This is a genomic window from Paenibacillus sp. SSG-1, from assembly GCF_002224835.1.
GTDB lineage: Bacteria > Bacillota > Bacilli > Paenibacillales > Paenibacillaceae > Paenibacillus_AQ > Paenibacillus_AQ favisporus.
Map to the genome: position 1 here is coordinate 5,647,096 of NZ_MBRK01000001.1, position 15,686 is coordinate 5,662,781.

Here is a 15,686-nt window from a genome sequence, read left to right on the forward strand (position 1 = left end):
TAAACTATTCAGGCCTTATGAAAAGAAAACGCGACTCCCGCCTCTTCACCACCCCCCTGAATCCCATCCGATGAAAGGACGCAAAAAAAGCCTGTGCACGATCGCTCGCAAGCGATGCTGTGCACAGGCATGTCATTGCCAACTTGCCCTAAGGCAGCAGATTATACAAGCGGTACACCAGAACCGCCGTTTCCGCCCGCGTGATCGGTTCTTTCGGATGGAACTTGCCGCCGTCACCCTGCAGCAGCTTCGCATCCGCCAAAGCTTGGACGGCATCGCGGGCATAGGCTGCAATCGCATCCGAGTCGGCGAATCCGCCCGCGGAGGCTTGGCTACCAGCCGCTGCCGGCAGGATGCCTGCCGCATCCATGGCGCGGTAGATCATGACGGCCGCGTCTTCCCGCTTGATCGGGGCGTCCGGCAGGAAAAGGGTCCCGCCCCCCTGAACGATTCCGAGCGCTCTCGCGATGCCGACGGCCTCGTTATAGTAAGCATCTTGCGGCACATCCGTAAACCGCTCGGCGCTTTCGGTGTGATTCCGGTTGAGTTCAAAAGCTTGAACCAGAAGAGCCGCAAAGTCCGCTCTTCGGATCATCGCTTGCGGTTGATAGGCCGACTCGGATACGCCGTGAACGATCCCTTTGGCCGCAAGAGCTTCGATGGCCTGACGGGCCCAAGCGAGGTTCCCGATATCCTGAAACGTATGCTCATCGTAACCAACGGCGTACACTCCAGGCTGCCAAGCCTTGAATACGATGTGTCCCAAAGACGGGACGTATTTGCCGCTTGGAACCGGTGTATATTGCCCTTGTTCTCCGGCCAGCCGTACGACGAGCTTCTCCGGATTCTTCGCTTCGCCGGAGCTCGGCTGATAAGGCAGCATGACCTTAATCGGCGCGGGCGCATCCGTCCATTGGAGCGATACTCCCTTGGCAGTAGCGAGCTGCACCGAGACCGCCGGTCTTTCGCCGAAGATGGATGCCGCATCCTTGCCCTCTCCTGCGCGATTCGCCTTGCTGATGCTCACGACGACGGATTCGCCAAGCTGTTCCTTGGATGCGGCCAGCAGATCGCCCGGAATCCACAGGTTCCCCAATTCCGTATGAATGTCCAGCGAGCGTGCTGCCTGTCTATCCGCAACCAGCTCTGAAGGCAGCTCCAGGGCATACCCTTCGGCCCCGGCAGCAGCCTTCAGCTGCACGACCAGCGTCTTCGTCCCGTCTTGGCCTGCCTGAATTCCGCCGAATGCCTGCTCAGCCTCCTTGCTGTCCAGGCGGACGCTCGCCAGCTTGGACGCTTGATTCAATACCGGCGATAACGTCAAGCTATTCTTTCCGGATGGATCTGGATTGGAGCCTCGGCCGGTTGGTATACCGCTCCCTGCCGAACCGGAACCAGAGCTGGAGCCGGAACCGGAGTTCCCTCCTCCATTCGATCCCGGTCCCCCGGGATGCTCTTCTCCGCCCGGATCCGTTCCGGGCTTCGTGCCAATGGCAGCAAGCCGGGCCTGCAAGGATTTCTTCAGTCCGCCATCCGGCAGAAGAAGCACGAAATTGGCAGCGGCATCGACGGTGCTGACGTCTTTCTTTTGCTCCGCCGACTTCACGCTGGCCTGAGCCGATTTCTCCAGCAGTTTCACATAATCGTCCTGCAGGAGGTACAGATTGCCGAATAATCCGGCATCCTTGCTTGTGCCGATACCTCCGTTAAACTCCATGAATCCGGACCGGCCGTCCCCGTCATTTTCGTTGACGAGCAGCGCAAGCCCAATCGGTTTATCTGCGCGGAAATCGTAGCCCGCACCGTGAAGCGCCTCAAATGGAAGGGTCAGCTCATAATGCGTCACCTTGGCTGTTTCGTCGCGGGTAACGACTGCCTGAACGGATTCCAGCGGACCCGGCGTTATCCCATCCGGAGCACGCCATCTCCATTTCTGCACGCTGCCGTCCTCGTTCAGCGCAAACCCGAGCTCGTTCACCTGGCGGCTGGCCGCGCCGTCTTCCTTCGCCAGGTCGATACCGACCTGCAGGCTGTCGCCCTGCCATATATCGCCGCCTGTAAACGTCTGGCTGTGGACGTTGTCCTTGACATCTACGTTAACGTACAAGTGGGCTTCATCCCAGGTGACCTTGGAGGTGAGCCCGAGATCATCGGCGCCTCCCCAGCTTCCGCCAACGCTGTAGTAATGCTCCGGACCGGACACTTCAATGGTTGGCGTGTGGTCCGCGGTCTCGCTTCGCGATGCGAAGGACTGGGACAGCTTGACCGACGTTTCATAACGTTCCCCGTTATCCAGCGCAACCCTGAACTTCAGGGAATCGGCTGATAAGTAAGGGATGGCCACACTGCGGGTTTCGCCCTTTTTTAGATTGTCAAAACGGATCGGCTTCAACGCTTTTTCATACATGCCGGGGCTGACCCATTCGATTTGTCCCTTCAGCGTTCCATCTCCGGCCGCATTGGTTATCGACAGCACCGTTCCTGTATTTTCCGGGTGTGAAGGATCGAAGGGCGCCTTCTCTAACTTCAGCGTCACAGGATAGAGATTGCTTCCCGACACTTTGCCCGGCGCATCGTTCTGAATTTGAAGTCCCCCGCTGGCCAGGTTGTTGGATACGACCATCTTGTCGATGCCCGGCCCGGCATACACATGGGTCGTTTGGGACTGCTGGAAATAGGAGTCGTACAGTCCGATGTCACCGCCGACGGCGTTAATGCCGATGTCGCCGACTTTGGTGAAGTTGGCCTGCTGAATCCGCACGGTGCCGCCGAAGATATCGAAGGAACGGTTCGTATCGCCCCACATCGAAGAATTGAAAAACACCGCTTTGGAGCCGAAGTCTTTGCCGACCTCAACGTAGACTTTATCGGTCGTGCTGATCGAGACCAGCTCCGTGTTGATGAACTGGAGTCCCGCCTTGTCCGCGCCCTCCAGCACGGCTCCTTTTTTACTTCCGTCCGTCCCGTGGCCGATCACGACGGCTTCAGGTCCCTGCCCGTCCTGTCCTTCGAAATGGATGCCGAACTTCGAACCGAAGACGAAGGTGTTAAAAATGGTCTCCTGTTTCACGTTGCCGATGCGGAAAGCATCCAGATGGTCCTTCTGGTAACTCCAGACCATGTCGGAGTCCGCGCCGGTGGATGGATGGTTCGGGTAATTGCTGCGCCCGTAATAATGCGGATTGAACTGGACGTTCCGCAAGTATCCGCCCTGCGCACCTCCGCCCAGGTAAATCCCTTCCTTCAGCGGGGAACCTGCCACGTAATCGATGTAATGCCCGCTCGTATCGTATGTTCCAAAATCGACGGCCTGGTATGGATTGACCAGCGTCGTATCAATCAGGTAAACGTCCTTCCCTTGGCCTTGAACGGTCCATGGGTAAGGCTTGACCGGATTCGCTTCGGTCCAGGTTTGATGGTCGTAATATACGGATATTCCGCGAAGGCCCGCAGCTGCTTTTAATTGGATCAACGCCGGGGCGTCCGGTTCATTTTCCCCGTAGTTCGTAAAAATGACCGTGCCGCCGCCAATCGTATGATGCGGAACATCAAAGTTGCCGCGCAATTCTACGCCGGCCGGTACAACGAGCGGCTGCTCGACCCGGTAGATCCCGGCCGGCATATACACCGTGCCGCCGCCAGCATCACCGGCATCGCTTAGAGCCTGCTGGATCACCTGGGAGGCATCCTCATTCCCGGTCGGATCGGCGGAGTACGGAGCATTCACCACATTAAACAATCCGCTCGTCGCCGGCTTGGGACGTGCGGCGATATCCACAGATGGCACCTCAGGAAGGCGGTCCAGGACATACTTGTCGTCTTGGCGGATATTCAGGTCCGTCGATTGGCTGTGATTGGTTACGGACAGCTTGCCGTCATATCCCGAGTTGATGGAATTTACCGTTCCGACATTCCCTTCAAGCAGGAGATGCCGATCGGGTTTGGCGAAGCTGGAAGCCCCCAGTATCAGCGATCCGCCGCGGGCGACGATCGCATAGTCTTCGCTGCCGTCCCCCCAGTTTGCGAACGTGCTGTTTTCGAAGGATAAGGTGCCGCTGCCCTCGTTCAGAACCGCCTGATCGGGGTGCCCGCCAACTGTAACGCCGTTAAACTGAACAATAGAATTGAAGCCCTGCGTCGCGTAAATGGCAATCGGATGCTGCCCGGCGCCAGCTTCGAACCGGCTGTCCGAAATCAGCAGGCCGTAATTGTTGACGCCCTCAATCTTGAGCGCGACATGGCAATCCTCGACCTGGATCTTGTACAGCTGCGCATTGGCCGATTCAAGGCTGCCGGTTCTTGTCGTCATCCGCATGCCCGTCTCATATCCGGAAATATGGATGTCCGACATGTATTCCCAATCGGAGCGGCCCATGACGATGCCCTCGGCGTGGCCCGTCATGTAATCATGCAGTTCGCCGCGTTCGGGCGATCCCGCGAGGCCCGAGCCGGACCAGAGATCCGGGGACAAATGAATCCCCTCCAGCCGTCCGATATCCGTCGTATAATCGAGGAAAATGCCTGTCTTCAGCGTGGTACCATAGAGATTTTTGACGTAATGCAGTTCGTTCCAGTCCGGTCCGATCTTGATCCCCTGGTAAGCATTGACCAGCGTGACATTCTTGACGGTCGCACTGTCGCCGGGTAGCTGTTCGATCGTCCACGGATATGGAGACGGATCGGATGCGTTTTGTTCCGGATACCAGATGGACAGGTTCGTCACGCCGCTGGAAGGCTGCAGCTTGATGAAGCTCGTGCCTGTCTCCTGTCCCTTACCGGCGTAGACGGCAAGAACGGTGCCCAGAACCTTGCCGCCCTGCGCTTCCGGATTCGCCCAATCGCCGCGGAGCGTGACTCCTGTCGGGACGACAAGCTCGCTTGTCAGCCTGTACATGCCTGAAGGCACGTACACGACGCCCCCGCCTTGGCTTCCCGCATCGGCCAGCGCTTCCTGGAAGGCGCGTGTGTCATCCGTGCTCCCATCCCCTTTGGCGCCATAATCCGTCACACTGCGGTCGGCAATGACGATATCGTCCGTCGGATATGCCGTGTCATAGACCTTGGTTTCGTGGGTCCCCGACGATTCACGGGGCTGCTTCGTCACGGTCACCTTCGCCAAATACAGCTCGGGATTCTGTGCCTTCGCTCCGGCGCCGGTGACGCCGATCCGGAAATCCGCACCGTTTGTACGGTTCTCAAAGCGCGCGTCGCTCAGCTTGAAGGTATGCGTCTTCCAGGTCCCCGAATTTTCGTACGAAAACAGCGGGGCGTCCTTAAAAGCGGACTGCTTGGAATCATACTGAAGCACCATGTCCCCATTGCCTTGGTCATAATATTCGGCCGTTACCAAAACGTCCTGATCGCTAAGATCTCCCGCAAAATCGTCATCCACATTGAAATAAAAGTAGAGGATGTTCTGTGCCGGATCATTCGGATTTACCGCTTGATTGGTCTTCCAGTACGTCTTACCGTCCATTTCGCCCACCGGCAGGCCTTCCTCCGGACCGTCCCCCGGACGGGCGGTCATGCCTTGCCCTTCCGGCGTTTCCCCGAGCGTAATGTATACGGAATCGGTGACCGTTACCGGGGCGGATGGCGGAAGCTGGCTTCCGCCATCTGCATCCTCACCATCGGCGGCGGCTCTAAGTGGAGCCGGGGCCATCCAGAATAAGGAGACGACCATCACGATGACGGTTATTTGCGCGATAAAGCGCCTAAAGCTCCATCGATTGTTCACGATTATTCCTCCCATGCTTGATTTGCTTATCAAGCTGCACGAAAGCAACGCTGCTTCGCTGCGGGATCATGATTGTATTCGCTTTCAATTTTGCAGCAAAAAAACCATCGGCAATACACCCGAGCTTGTCCCGTATCCAATTTAGCTTGCGGCACCTCCCCCTTTCAGCAGGCGGCTTGCTTCATCTATGAACCTTAAGGAAAACCGGCCTTAACGGCCGGCATTCCTCCAGGAATGAGCAGGCTCCCAGTTCAGGACCGACTTCGCCCGGGCGTTGGACACGAGCGCCGTCAACTTACCTGGGTCCTTGCCTGGAAAAGGCACCTGCGGATAATATTTGGCTGCCAGCTCGCTGACGCTTGCATCGCTCAGCAAGTCGCTGGATGTGACGTTCAGACGGCATGCCTCTGCCTGTCCTTGCACGGGTGCTTCCAGCGCAAGCCGGCAGGCGGAAGCGGCGTCGCGCGCGTCGACATAGCTCCATAGAATGCGGTGATGTCTGGCGGTATCGCTGAAGGCAGCGATCTCCCGATCGTATTCATTCGGCGCCAGAATCAAAGAGAAGCGGAGGGCATAGATCTCCATGCCGGTACGGCGGGCGAACATATCGCCCGTCTGTTCGTTCACCTGCTTGGACAGCCCGTAGCTTTCCTGCGGCAGCAGCACATGCTCCTCGTCAACGGGGAGCGTATGCGGCGGAAAGGGATGCTTCGCCCAGCAGAATCCATAGGCCGATTCGCTCGATCCGAATACGACGCGCTGGATGCCGAGCTTCGAAGAAGCCTCCAGGATGTTGTATGTCGCCATGACATTGTTGGCGAAGATCCGCTCCGGCGAAAAGTTGATGGGATTCGGCACGGCAGCCAGGTGAACCACCGCATCCGATTCGGCCAAAATACCGTACACCTCGCCAAGCTGGGTCAAATCCCCCTGGACATAGCGGGCATAACGGTTTCTCCCGCTTGCCGGGCGGGCATCCGTTCCGATGACCCGGTATCCTGCATGGTTAAGCTCTTGAACGACGTAGTGGCCCAGTTTTCCTTCCGAGCCGGTCACGACGATTTGTTTCATGATCTTTTCCTCCTTCCAGCCGGACCTTACGGACGAATCAGCGTTCCATCCGGCTTGCGGTCCAGCTTGTATGGGTGATGGTATGCTGCCAGGGAACCTTGATCCTTTACCAGGGCTGCCGCCTTATGCTCGTCGATATCGATGCCAAGCCCCGGTTTATCGTTCAGCTTCAAATGCCCGTGCTCCAAAACTGCGTGGCCCGGGAAGGCCTCCTTCTCCTCGCTGCGGAAATGGTTGATCTCCTGTACGCCAAAGCTCATGATCGCCATGTCCAGATGCGCGGCCGCGATTTGGTTGACCGGGTCGTTCTCCCCGCCTTCCTGCCACGCGGTGCGAACGCCGAAAGCTTCGCAGACGGCGGCAATTTTGCGGCATGGGGTAATGCCGCCGGCCTTGGAGACGCGCATCCGGACAAAGTCGATCAAGCGCTCCTGCACCAGCGGGAGCCACTCCTGCGGGTGAACAAACAATTCGCCGACGGCCTGCGGCGTGGTGCTCGTTTCTTTGACCCGCCGGTACCATCCCGTATGCTCCGATTGCAGCAGATCCTCTACGAAGAACAGGCGGTACGGATCCAGCGCTCTCGATAAGCTGACGGCGCCGGAAGGCGTCAGATGCTCGTGAACGTCATGCGTAAAGCCCAGGTTCATGCCGAACCGTACACGCAGCTTCTCGAACATGTCCGGGATCGCCGTGATGTAGCTCGCTTCATCGAACACGCTGGCAGGAGGGAATTTCGATACTCCCTGCGGAGTGACGAATCCGCCTCCGCCGTAGCCCCCAAGCTGGCAGCGGATCACGCCGAAGCCCTGCTCCTGGAAGGCATGCACCTCTTCCTCCAGCTGCTCGTAGGTGGCACCGTTGGCATGGGCATAACAAGGAACGGCCGAACGGACCGCGCCGCCCAGAAGCTGGTACACGGGCATCCCCGCTTCCTTCCCCTTGATGTCCCACAGCGCCATGTCGATACCGCCCATGGCGGTATGGAGCGTGGAGCCGTTGCGCCAGTAACCGCTCGTATACATTGTCTGCCACAGGTCCTCGATCTGGCCGGCATCCCGTCCGATAAGCACCGGTGCCAGCAGTTCCTCAATGACACTGACCACGGCTCCCGGCTGGTAAATATCACTGGCCGAGCCGATGCCGTACAATCCGTCCTGGTCCGTCATGACTTTAACGATGACCCAGCTTCCATCATGTCTCGTTCGAATGCAGCGTACTGCCGTTATTTTGGCCATACCGCTTTCCCCTCCCCAAAATGGACTATATTAACGCAGAGCCGGACGAATGCCGACTGTCTGAATTTTTGCCGGCCCCAGTTCTACCGTATACCGGCTTTGCTCGCTTTTCCCCATCTCTTCCCCGCGCTGTTCAATGATGGTGCTCTCATAGACGCCGTTCACCTGGAACGAAGGCGTGACCGACAATGTAGACGGCTCAGCCGTTGAAACGTTAAATACCCGGAACATCAGATCCTCATTCTCCTCGCCAAGCTTAAGAGCGCTGAAGGCAAGGCGATCGCCTTCCCATTCGAGGAACGCATGATTTGCCGGCAGCTTGCCGCCGTGCACGCCCGTCTGCCGAACCGTCCATGCAACCGGGAATTGATAAGCCTCGATAAATGCGCACGATTCAACCACATCGGCATCATGGGAAATCAGCTCCATTTCCAGGACATGCGTTCCCAGGCACTGCGCTTCAGGTGTCGCGAATACGCCCCAATCCCCAAGCTCTCTGACGCCGCGCACGAGCGTGACCGCCATCGTGTTATGCGCCGGAAGCACCTCGTATTCGTTCAGTCCCTGATTCGCGACGGTAAGTCCCGCGATGCCGTCGCTCAAGCTGATGAACGCGTTCTGATGCTGGGCGTTGCTCGGATTGCTCCACGCGGCTTCAGGCTGAATCGGGCGCCGAGCCACTTCATAAATGGAGTCCGCCATCACATGGCCCGTTGCCAGTCCGGTCTTGAACAGCATGCGGATGCGGTGGTCCTTCACCGTGTTGTCGATCATGCTCCGGATGCCGACAGAGCGGTTGTCCTTGCCCAGGGTGAGCTCCGTGACGATCTTCACCCCGGCCGTCTCGCTAACGCGGCGGGATTTGCGGTACCGGAAAGGGACCATGGAGCGAATCTCTTCGTCCAGCAGCGCATCCGCTCCAAGCGGCAGGTTCCAGACGCGCTCGATCCGGTATATGGCGGCCAGCGGCGTATGCTTCACCAGCCGGATATCCGCCGAAAGGCCCTCCGTCGTCAGCGGCGCTTCTCCATCCGGCTGCCGGTACATGTATTCGTTCCCGATGTCACCCGTGTCCTCGTAAATGCCAAGCCCTTCATACTTCCGGCCATTCACTTTATCCAACAGTGTAAAGGAGCCGTCTTCCGAGATCTCCACCCGAAGATAACAGTTCTCCATCGCGTTACCACCTGCATTCACGCCGCCTGCAGGCGAAACGGATTCGGATTCGACCAGGGACTCCTTGCGGACAAGGGCGTAGGTCCGATAACCGATTCCCGGGACGTCCTTGACGTAGAGCTCCACATCCACCTGAAAAGCCCAATAAGGCTGACGGAACCGGTTATCCGGGAGGTCATAGCCGAATACCGGGCCGATCGGCTCGATGTTAGCCTCAACGGGCTTGCCTCCTTCGTCCGTTACGATCCATTCCTCCGGATCAAAAACCCGGTACTCTTCTTTGAACGCTTCGTATTTCTCGTGCGGAGCCTGATGATCGAAGTAGCGGCGCTCTATGTCCACCGTCATGCGAACCGCGCCGGAACGGGGGTGGCCCGACGTGTTAAAGACGACGAAAGGCCGCGCCGATTCCGGGTCAAAGCCGGAGGTGTCCACGGCAGCAGCTACCGCCGCGGCGCTGTCCGCAGCGATCGACTCCGCAACCTGCTGCGACTTGGCGAAGCGCGTCATCATCTCGCGGTGCACCTCGTCAACGCTGCAGCCGCAAATGCTGTCATGCGGATGGTTTTGCAGCAGAGTCTTCCACGCATACAGCAGTTCGTGCCGCGGATAGGCCGCGCCGGTCAAATGGGCCATGACGGCGAGCGGCTCGGCCACCTTCTCCAGCAAGGTCTGGCTCCGCACGTTTTGCTGTTTGATGTACACCCGGGCCGACGCGGTATTGACGAGCGTGATCCACCCGTCCGTCCACTGGCTTCGAAGCTCGCCGCGCACAACATCGAGGGCATCCGGGTTCGCCTGACGAAGCGCTTCTATATACTCGGGGAAGCTGGAATGGCGGAACTCCACGTCCGGCAGCATCTCGCCGGCGGTGCGCAGCGCCCTGGACAGATCCTTCTGCAGCGGCTGGTGGTCGCAGCCGTTCATGAAGAGCAGCTCCGGTCCCGAGGCGAACGCTTCGGCGGCCGCCAGCTTTTCTGCCCAATATGTCTTCGCGGCTTCAGGGTCCGTCGGAATCTCCATCCCGTTGTTGTACCAGTTGGCGAACAGGATCGCCAACACCCGGGAGCCGTCGGGAGATTCCCAGTACATCTCGGAGTATTTTGACGTATGTTCGTTACCGGACTGGATCTCGTTGTTGAAGCCCACCGGCTTGACGCCGCGCCCGTATACGGCGACATCGATGCCCGCCTGGCGAATAAGCTGGGGTGCCTGCCCCATATTGCCGAAGGAGTCGGGAAAATAACCGATTTTCGCGTATCCCCCCATCTTTTTCGAAGCGAGGATCCCGATCAGCAGGTTGCGCGCATTCGCTTCGCTGCTGACCAGAAATTCGTCCTGCAGAATGTACCAGGGGCCGACGATCAGCTTCCCCTGTTCGACCAGTGAACGCACTTGTTCCGCCCGGTGCGGCATCATCTGCAAATAATCCTCCAGGACGATATATTGGCCGTCCAAATGAAAGCTGGCAAACTCCGGGTCCCGCTCGAAGGCCTCGATCAAATCCTCCATCAGGCGGACCAGCTTCAGCCGGTGTTTTTCGTATGGCAAATACCACTCTCTATCCCAATGCGAATGCGCAATAATATGCGCTGTTTTTATGGTCATCTCTTTCATCCCATTCTTGTATGTTTTCTAGTGCGCTATCGATGGTACGGCATGAATGATGCGTTTTACATTTTGACCGAACCGACGGTCATGCCTTTAACGTACATCTTTTGCATAAACGGAAACGCGATCAGGATCGGAATGACGGTGATCAGCGCTCCGGCCATCAGCTCGTTCCATTTTTTAAATGAGGAGGAATCCAGGTACATCAGCCCCATCGGCAGCGTGAACATCTCCTGCTTGTCGACGATAATCATCGGCCACAGAATGTTGTTCCAGCTTCCGATAAAGTTCAGAATGGCGATCGTTCCGATCGCCGGCAGGGCCAGCGGCAGATAGACACGCCAGTAAATCTTGAAGTTGCCGCAGCCGTCCAGAACGGCGCACTCGTACAGCTCATGCGATATGGTCCGGAAATAGCTCGTAAACAGGAAAATGGCAAACGGCGCGGCCCCGTTAATCATCGGCAGGATCATCCCGACGTACGTGTTCTGCAGGCCGAGATTCGTCATGTTGATATACAGCGGAATGAGCGTCGTCACGCCAGGAACGAGCAGCAGCGCGATGAACGTGTAATACACGAATTTTTTGCCTCTAAATCTGAACTTGGCGAACGAATACGCCATCATCGTATAAATCAGAACGACTCCAATAATGACGATGATGCTGACGACCACACTGTTGACGAAAAAGCGGTAAAAGTTCAGCTTGTTCCACACTTCTGCAAACGTGGACCACTCAGGCGCCCCTTTGGGGAGGGGTGACTGCGGATTGGCCAGCGCATCCTGGGATGTTTTCAAAGAGGTGCCGATCATCCACAAGAAAGGATACACGCAGGTCAGCCCGTATAAAACCAGAATGATGTGTTTGATAGTCTTGACCATCTCGGGTCCTCCTCTAAATGTCGACTTTGAACGACCGGATACTGAACATGGCAATGGCTCCGGTAATCAGGAAAGATATCCATCCGATCGCGCTGGCCAGCCCGTAATCGTTATTCAGGAACGCCGTCCGGTACACGAGCGTCCCGATGACCTCCGAGCTGCCCGAGGGTCCGCCGCCGGTCATGATGAACACGTTCTCGAACGCCTGGAACGCGCCGTTGACCATCTGGATGACCGCGATCAGCGTAATCGGCTTCAGAAGCGGCCATGTGATTTTCGTGATCATCGTCAGCTTGCTGGCTCCGTCAACGTTCGCGGCCTCATACAAGGTGGGATCGATCGAGGTTAATCCGGCATAATACAGAATCAGCGTGCCCGGAAGGCCGCCCCATATCGAAGTAATAATGATGCCGATCAGCGACGTGGACGAGCTCCCCAGCATTCCCCCGGGTACGGTCAGAAAGTCGAGTCCGATCGCATGAAACAGGGAGTTAAAAGCGCCGGTAGGCTCAAACAGTCCTTTCCATACATAAAAAATCGCCACGCCCGATGCGATCATCGGCAGGAAGTACACCGTGCGGTACAGCGACGCCATCTTCGTATTCTGCAGGACGAACGCCAGCACGATCGCGATGGGGATGACGATAACGACCTGGGCTGCACCGATCAGGACGTTATGCAGCAGTGAGTTGTAAAAGTTCTGAGTGACGATGGGGTCATCCCCGAGCAGAAACTGCCTGAAGTTAGCAAGGCCTTCGAAGCGGGCCGTCGAAAAGTCGATCCCCGACCAGTTGTAAAAACTGAGCAGAATCGAGAAGCCGACCGAATAGACGCCAACGGCGAGAAACAGGAGAACACCCGGCAGCAAAAACAGATACGGTACCCATTTATTTCTAGTTGTTATCATCTTCCATCACCTTTGGATTTGGATTAAGCAAGCGGCGGAAAGGCGCATGTCCCTGCCGCCGTTTGCATCATACAGCCAGAGCCGGTTATCAGTTGCCGCTGGCCTGCAGGCTCTTCATCGTATCGTCGAATTTTTTCGCAGCCTGTTCGGCCGTCATTTTCTTTTCGATCATGGATTGGATGGACTGGGCATACACTTCCCACTCCTTGTTCTTGCCCCGGTAAGCGCTGATCGCCGGCTGCGCTTCCGAATACGGTCCGGGCTCGGTGGCGAACGAGTCAACGATCGCCTTCAGGTTCGGATCAAGATCTTTGGCACGGTCGCCCAAATTCAGGGCCGGAACCGTATAGGCCGCATTCGCGAACGCAACGGCCGCATCCGGATCCGTGGTCATATACTTGATAAAATCAAGCGCGGCATCCTTGTTCTTCGAATCTTTATTCACGGACAGCATCGTCAGCGTGAACGGATCTGTCGTCCAGGAAGTGATCTTCGAGCCGTCAATCGGCGGCACAGGGAACGTGACGATATCCTCCGGTTTCATGCCCATCGCGAGCAGCGTGGACATCGTGAACGAACCGCCAAGGTCAAATGCGGCTTTGCCCGCGGCGAACGCCTGGTCCGCGCCGTCGATATCCGTTGACAAAATCCCCGGCATCAGCAAGTCTTTGTCAGCGAGCGTCTTTACCGCCTGAACAACCGGCAGATGTTCCGGGTCGCTCATTTTCGCTTTTCGTTCCAGCAGGTCAATATACGATTGAGGCCCGCCATACATGATCGCCAGCGCGGATCCGGCCCAGTTCTCCCACAGGTCGGACGTTTTGGCGCCAAAGACAAGTCCCGGTGTTCCCGTCTTGCTCTTGATCGTTTCCATCATCGTGACGAACTCTTCCCACGTTTTCGGAGCTTCGGCGGTAAGCCCCGCCTTCTCGATCAGCTGCTTGTTGCCGTAAAAGGTAAAGAATCCGCCGATATCGAGCGGCAGCCCGTAGAACTGCCCCGCCTTCAGCGACTTTTGCACCGTCGTGGCGTTTTTGTCCTTCTGCCAGGAATCGACTTGGCTCTGGGTCACCTTGATCGGATCCATGGCTGTACCATAATACTTGCTCAGCACGTCGTCGCCGACTTCGCCCGACAGCTCAAGCACGGAGCCTTCGATGGAGTCGCCCGCTGTCGCCCACCAGTTGACGACGTCGGGGAGATTTTTCGAGTTGGCCGCCGCCTGAAACTTTTGTCTGTAAGTATCGTCAGGCGTAAAGGTCTCGACATCCACTTTCACTCCGGTCTTCTCCTCGTACAGCTTGGCTGCCGCTTCGATTCCCGGCGTGTAAGCGACCTTCCAGGTCCACATGGTCAAATGCTTGCTGCCTTCCGCGCTGCTGCCGCCCTCCTGCTTCTGTCCGCCTGAGCAAGCGCTTACAAACAAGCAAAGAACGGACAGCATCGTTACCATCAAGGTTGCTTTTCTTTTCATGGGATAACCACCTTTTCGCTTAATCGGTTAATATGGATTTTTATTTCTGAAGGACCCTACGGATTGCAATCCCTTTCAATATGGCGGATTTGGATACCACCCCCTTGTTAAAATATGACAAGTACCACCCTTGCCCCGCATCGCTTCCAGCCTTCTTTTCCACGATGCCTTCACGATGTTCGACTCAACTTATGATAACAATATAAACATCTTATTTTTTAATGTAAATGTTTATTTTTTTATTACAACTTGGTTATTGATAAGAATAGTAACACGAATAACCATTGAAATAACTCGTATTTTTCACTAGGTTATTTAGGGAAAGGAACTATAAAAACATACCATTCGATATAATAACTTGTATTTTATACTTGTTCGGGTTGGATAATTGTAATATATTTTAAACAGACCTATTCTCGAATGGAGCGCCAAACATGACGAAAAAGTTTACTCCCATGTATAAAAAAATCGAAAATTATATCCTGGAGCAGATCCGCAGCGGGAACTGGAAGCCGATGAACCGGATCCCCTCGGAGAATGAGCTCTCGGATCAATTCGGAGTAAGCCGGATTACGGTCAAGAATGCGCTGTCCGACCTCGTGGACAGAGGCATCGTATACCGCATGCAGGGAAAAGGAACCTTCGTGTCGGAACAAAGAACGGAAGCTCTGTTTTCCCCGCTGTCGACCGAAGCGGCACTGCCGGCAAGCAAGACCGTCGGCTTTTTGCTGCCCCGCTTGGACAACCGTTTTACCGCCAATTTGCTCAGCGGTATTGAGGATTCTTTAGCGGAGAAAGGCTATCATCTGCTCTTTTCCAAAACGAATGACTCCCAGGAGTGTGAAATCCAGAAAATACGCGAGATGAAGCAGGCCGGCGTCGCCGGACTGATCATCTATCCCGTAGAAGGCGAAAATTACAATAACGAAATTCTGTCGCTGACACTGAACCGATTTCCGCTGGTGCTGTTGGACCGGCTGTTGAAAGGAGTGGAGACCAACTCGGTCAGCTCCAACAACTACGAAGCAGGCCAACAGGCCGTTCAGCATTTGTACGATCTGGGGCATCGGCATATCGGATTTATCTCCACCAAATCGGAAGGAACCTCGAGTATTGAGGATCGGCTCGCCGGATACGAGCAGGCACTGGAAGACCGCCACATTCTCATCGACCGCAGCCTGCAGATGACCCGTTTGGGGATGGACAATAGCGACGAAGAGGTCATCGAGATGATCCAGCAGTTTTTGCAGGCCAACCCGCATATGACCGCGGCCCTTTCTTCGAATTTCAGTCCGCATGTCATCCAAGCTGCCTTGGCTATGGGACTGCGGGTACCTGAGGATCTCTCCGTGGTCTTCTTTGATGACGTCGTATACCCCGATTTCAGCATCGTTCCCCCGACAGCCGTGGTGCAGCAGGAACGGGAGTTGGGCCGGGAGGCCGGAAAGCTCATTATCGAGCAGATCGAAAACGACGAACCCGAGTACAGGCAGATCAAGCTGCCGACCCGCCTCATTCCGCGCCGTTCGACGTCGATGCATTCTGGCGTTTCCGTTGCCCCAAGAGGGCTGTGACGACGCATTTAAAAAGC

General features: G+C 56.4%; 8 protein-coding genes. 1 reads left to right on the plus strand and 7 read right to left on the minus strand.

Going from position 1 to position 15,686, the window contains the following annotated elements; translation table 11 throughout:
• Positions 1 to 148: 148 nt before the first annotated feature.
• The 7 genes from BCV73_RS25895 to BCV73_RS25925 form a co-directional block, all read right to left on the minus strand.
• Positions 149 to 5,737, minus strand: coding sequence for a glycosyl hydrolase family 28-related protein (locus tag BCV73_RS25895; RefSeq protein ID WP_143811900.1), 5,589 nt, complete (start codon positions 5,735 to 5,737; stop codon positions 149 to 151).
• A gap of 210 nt (positions 5,738 to 5,947) precedes the next feature.
• On the minus strand, positions 5,948 to 6,808 hold the full coding sequence (locus BCV73_RS25900; RefSeq protein WP_076172901.1) for an NAD-dependent epimerase/dehydratase family protein: 861 nt from the start codon (positions 6,806 to 6,808) through the stop codon (positions 5,948 to 5,950).
• Between the two features lie 26 nt (positions 6,809 to 6,834).
• Entirely contained in the window at positions 6,835 to 8,046 is a 1,212-nt protein-coding gene (locus BCV73_RS25905) for an enolase C-terminal domain-like protein (RefSeq protein WP_089549078.1), read from the minus strand.
• A 30-nt stretch (positions 8,047 to 8,076) separates the two neighbouring features.
• Positions 8,077 to 10,830 carry an alpha-mannosidase gene (locus tag BCV73_RS25910; protein ID WP_089549079.1) on the minus strand — a complete coding sequence of 918 codons (2,754 nt, stop codon included), beginning with the start codon at positions 10,828 to 10,830 and terminating at the stop codon, positions 8,077 to 8,079.
• 65 nt (positions 10,831 to 10,895) lie between these two features.
• Complete coding sequence (locus BCV73_RS25915; RefSeq protein ID WP_076172898.1) at positions 10,896 to 11,714, minus strand: carbohydrate ABC transporter permease; 819 nt, start codon at positions 11,712 to 11,714, stop codon at positions 10,896 to 10,898.
• Between the two features lie 13 nt (positions 11,715 to 11,727).
• Complete coding sequence (locus BCV73_RS25920) at positions 11,728 to 12,621, minus strand: carbohydrate ABC transporter permease (RefSeq protein WP_076172897.1); 894 nt, start codon at positions 12,619 to 12,621, stop codon at positions 11,728 to 11,730.
• 88 nt (positions 12,622 to 12,709) lie between these two features.
• Complete coding sequence (locus BCV73_RS25925) at positions 12,710 to 14,095, minus strand: ABC transporter substrate-binding protein (RefSeq protein WP_089549080.1); 1,386 nt, start codon at positions 14,093 to 14,095, stop codon at positions 12,710 to 12,712.
• 434 nt (positions 14,096 to 14,529) lie between these two features.
• On the opposite strand from BCV73_RS25925, the gene BCV73_RS25930 reads away from it, so the two are divergent.
• Positions 14,530 to 15,669 carry a GntR family transcriptional regulator gene (locus tag BCV73_RS25930; RefSeq protein ID WP_089549081.1) on the plus strand — a complete coding sequence of 380 codons (1,140 nt, stop codon included), beginning with the start codon at positions 14,530 to 14,532 and terminating at the stop codon, positions 15,667 to 15,669.
• Positions 15,670 to 15,686 lie beyond the last annotated feature (17 nt).

Coding starts and splice junctions, on each gene's coding strand:
- BCV73_RS25915 (WP_076172898.1), bottom strand. CDS start 11,714: ATGGTCAAGACTATCAAACACATCATTCTGGTTTTATACGGGCTGACC.
- BCV73_RS25905 (WP_089549078.1), bottom strand. CDS start 8,046: ATGGCCAAAATAACGGCAGTACGCTGCATTCGAACGAGACATGATGGA.
- BCV73_RS25925 (WP_089549080.1), bottom strand. CDS start 14,095: ATGAAAAGAAAAGCAACCTTGATGGTAACGATGCTGTCCGTTCTTTGC.
- BCV73_RS25900 (WP_076172901.1), bottom strand. CDS start 6,808: ATGAAACAAATCGTCGTGACCGGCTCGGAAGGAAAACTGGGCCACTAC.
- BCV73_RS25920 (WP_076172897.1), bottom strand. CDS start 12,621: ATGATAACAACTAGAAATAAATGGGTACCGTATCTGTTTTTGCTGCCG.
- BCV73_RS25910 (WP_089549079.1), bottom strand. CDS start 10,830: ATGACCATAAAAACAGCGCATATTATTGCGCATTCGCATTGGGATAGA.
- BCV73_RS25930 (WP_089549081.1), top strand. CDS start 14,530: ATGACGAAAAAGTTTACTCCCATGTATAAAAAAATCGAAAATTATATC.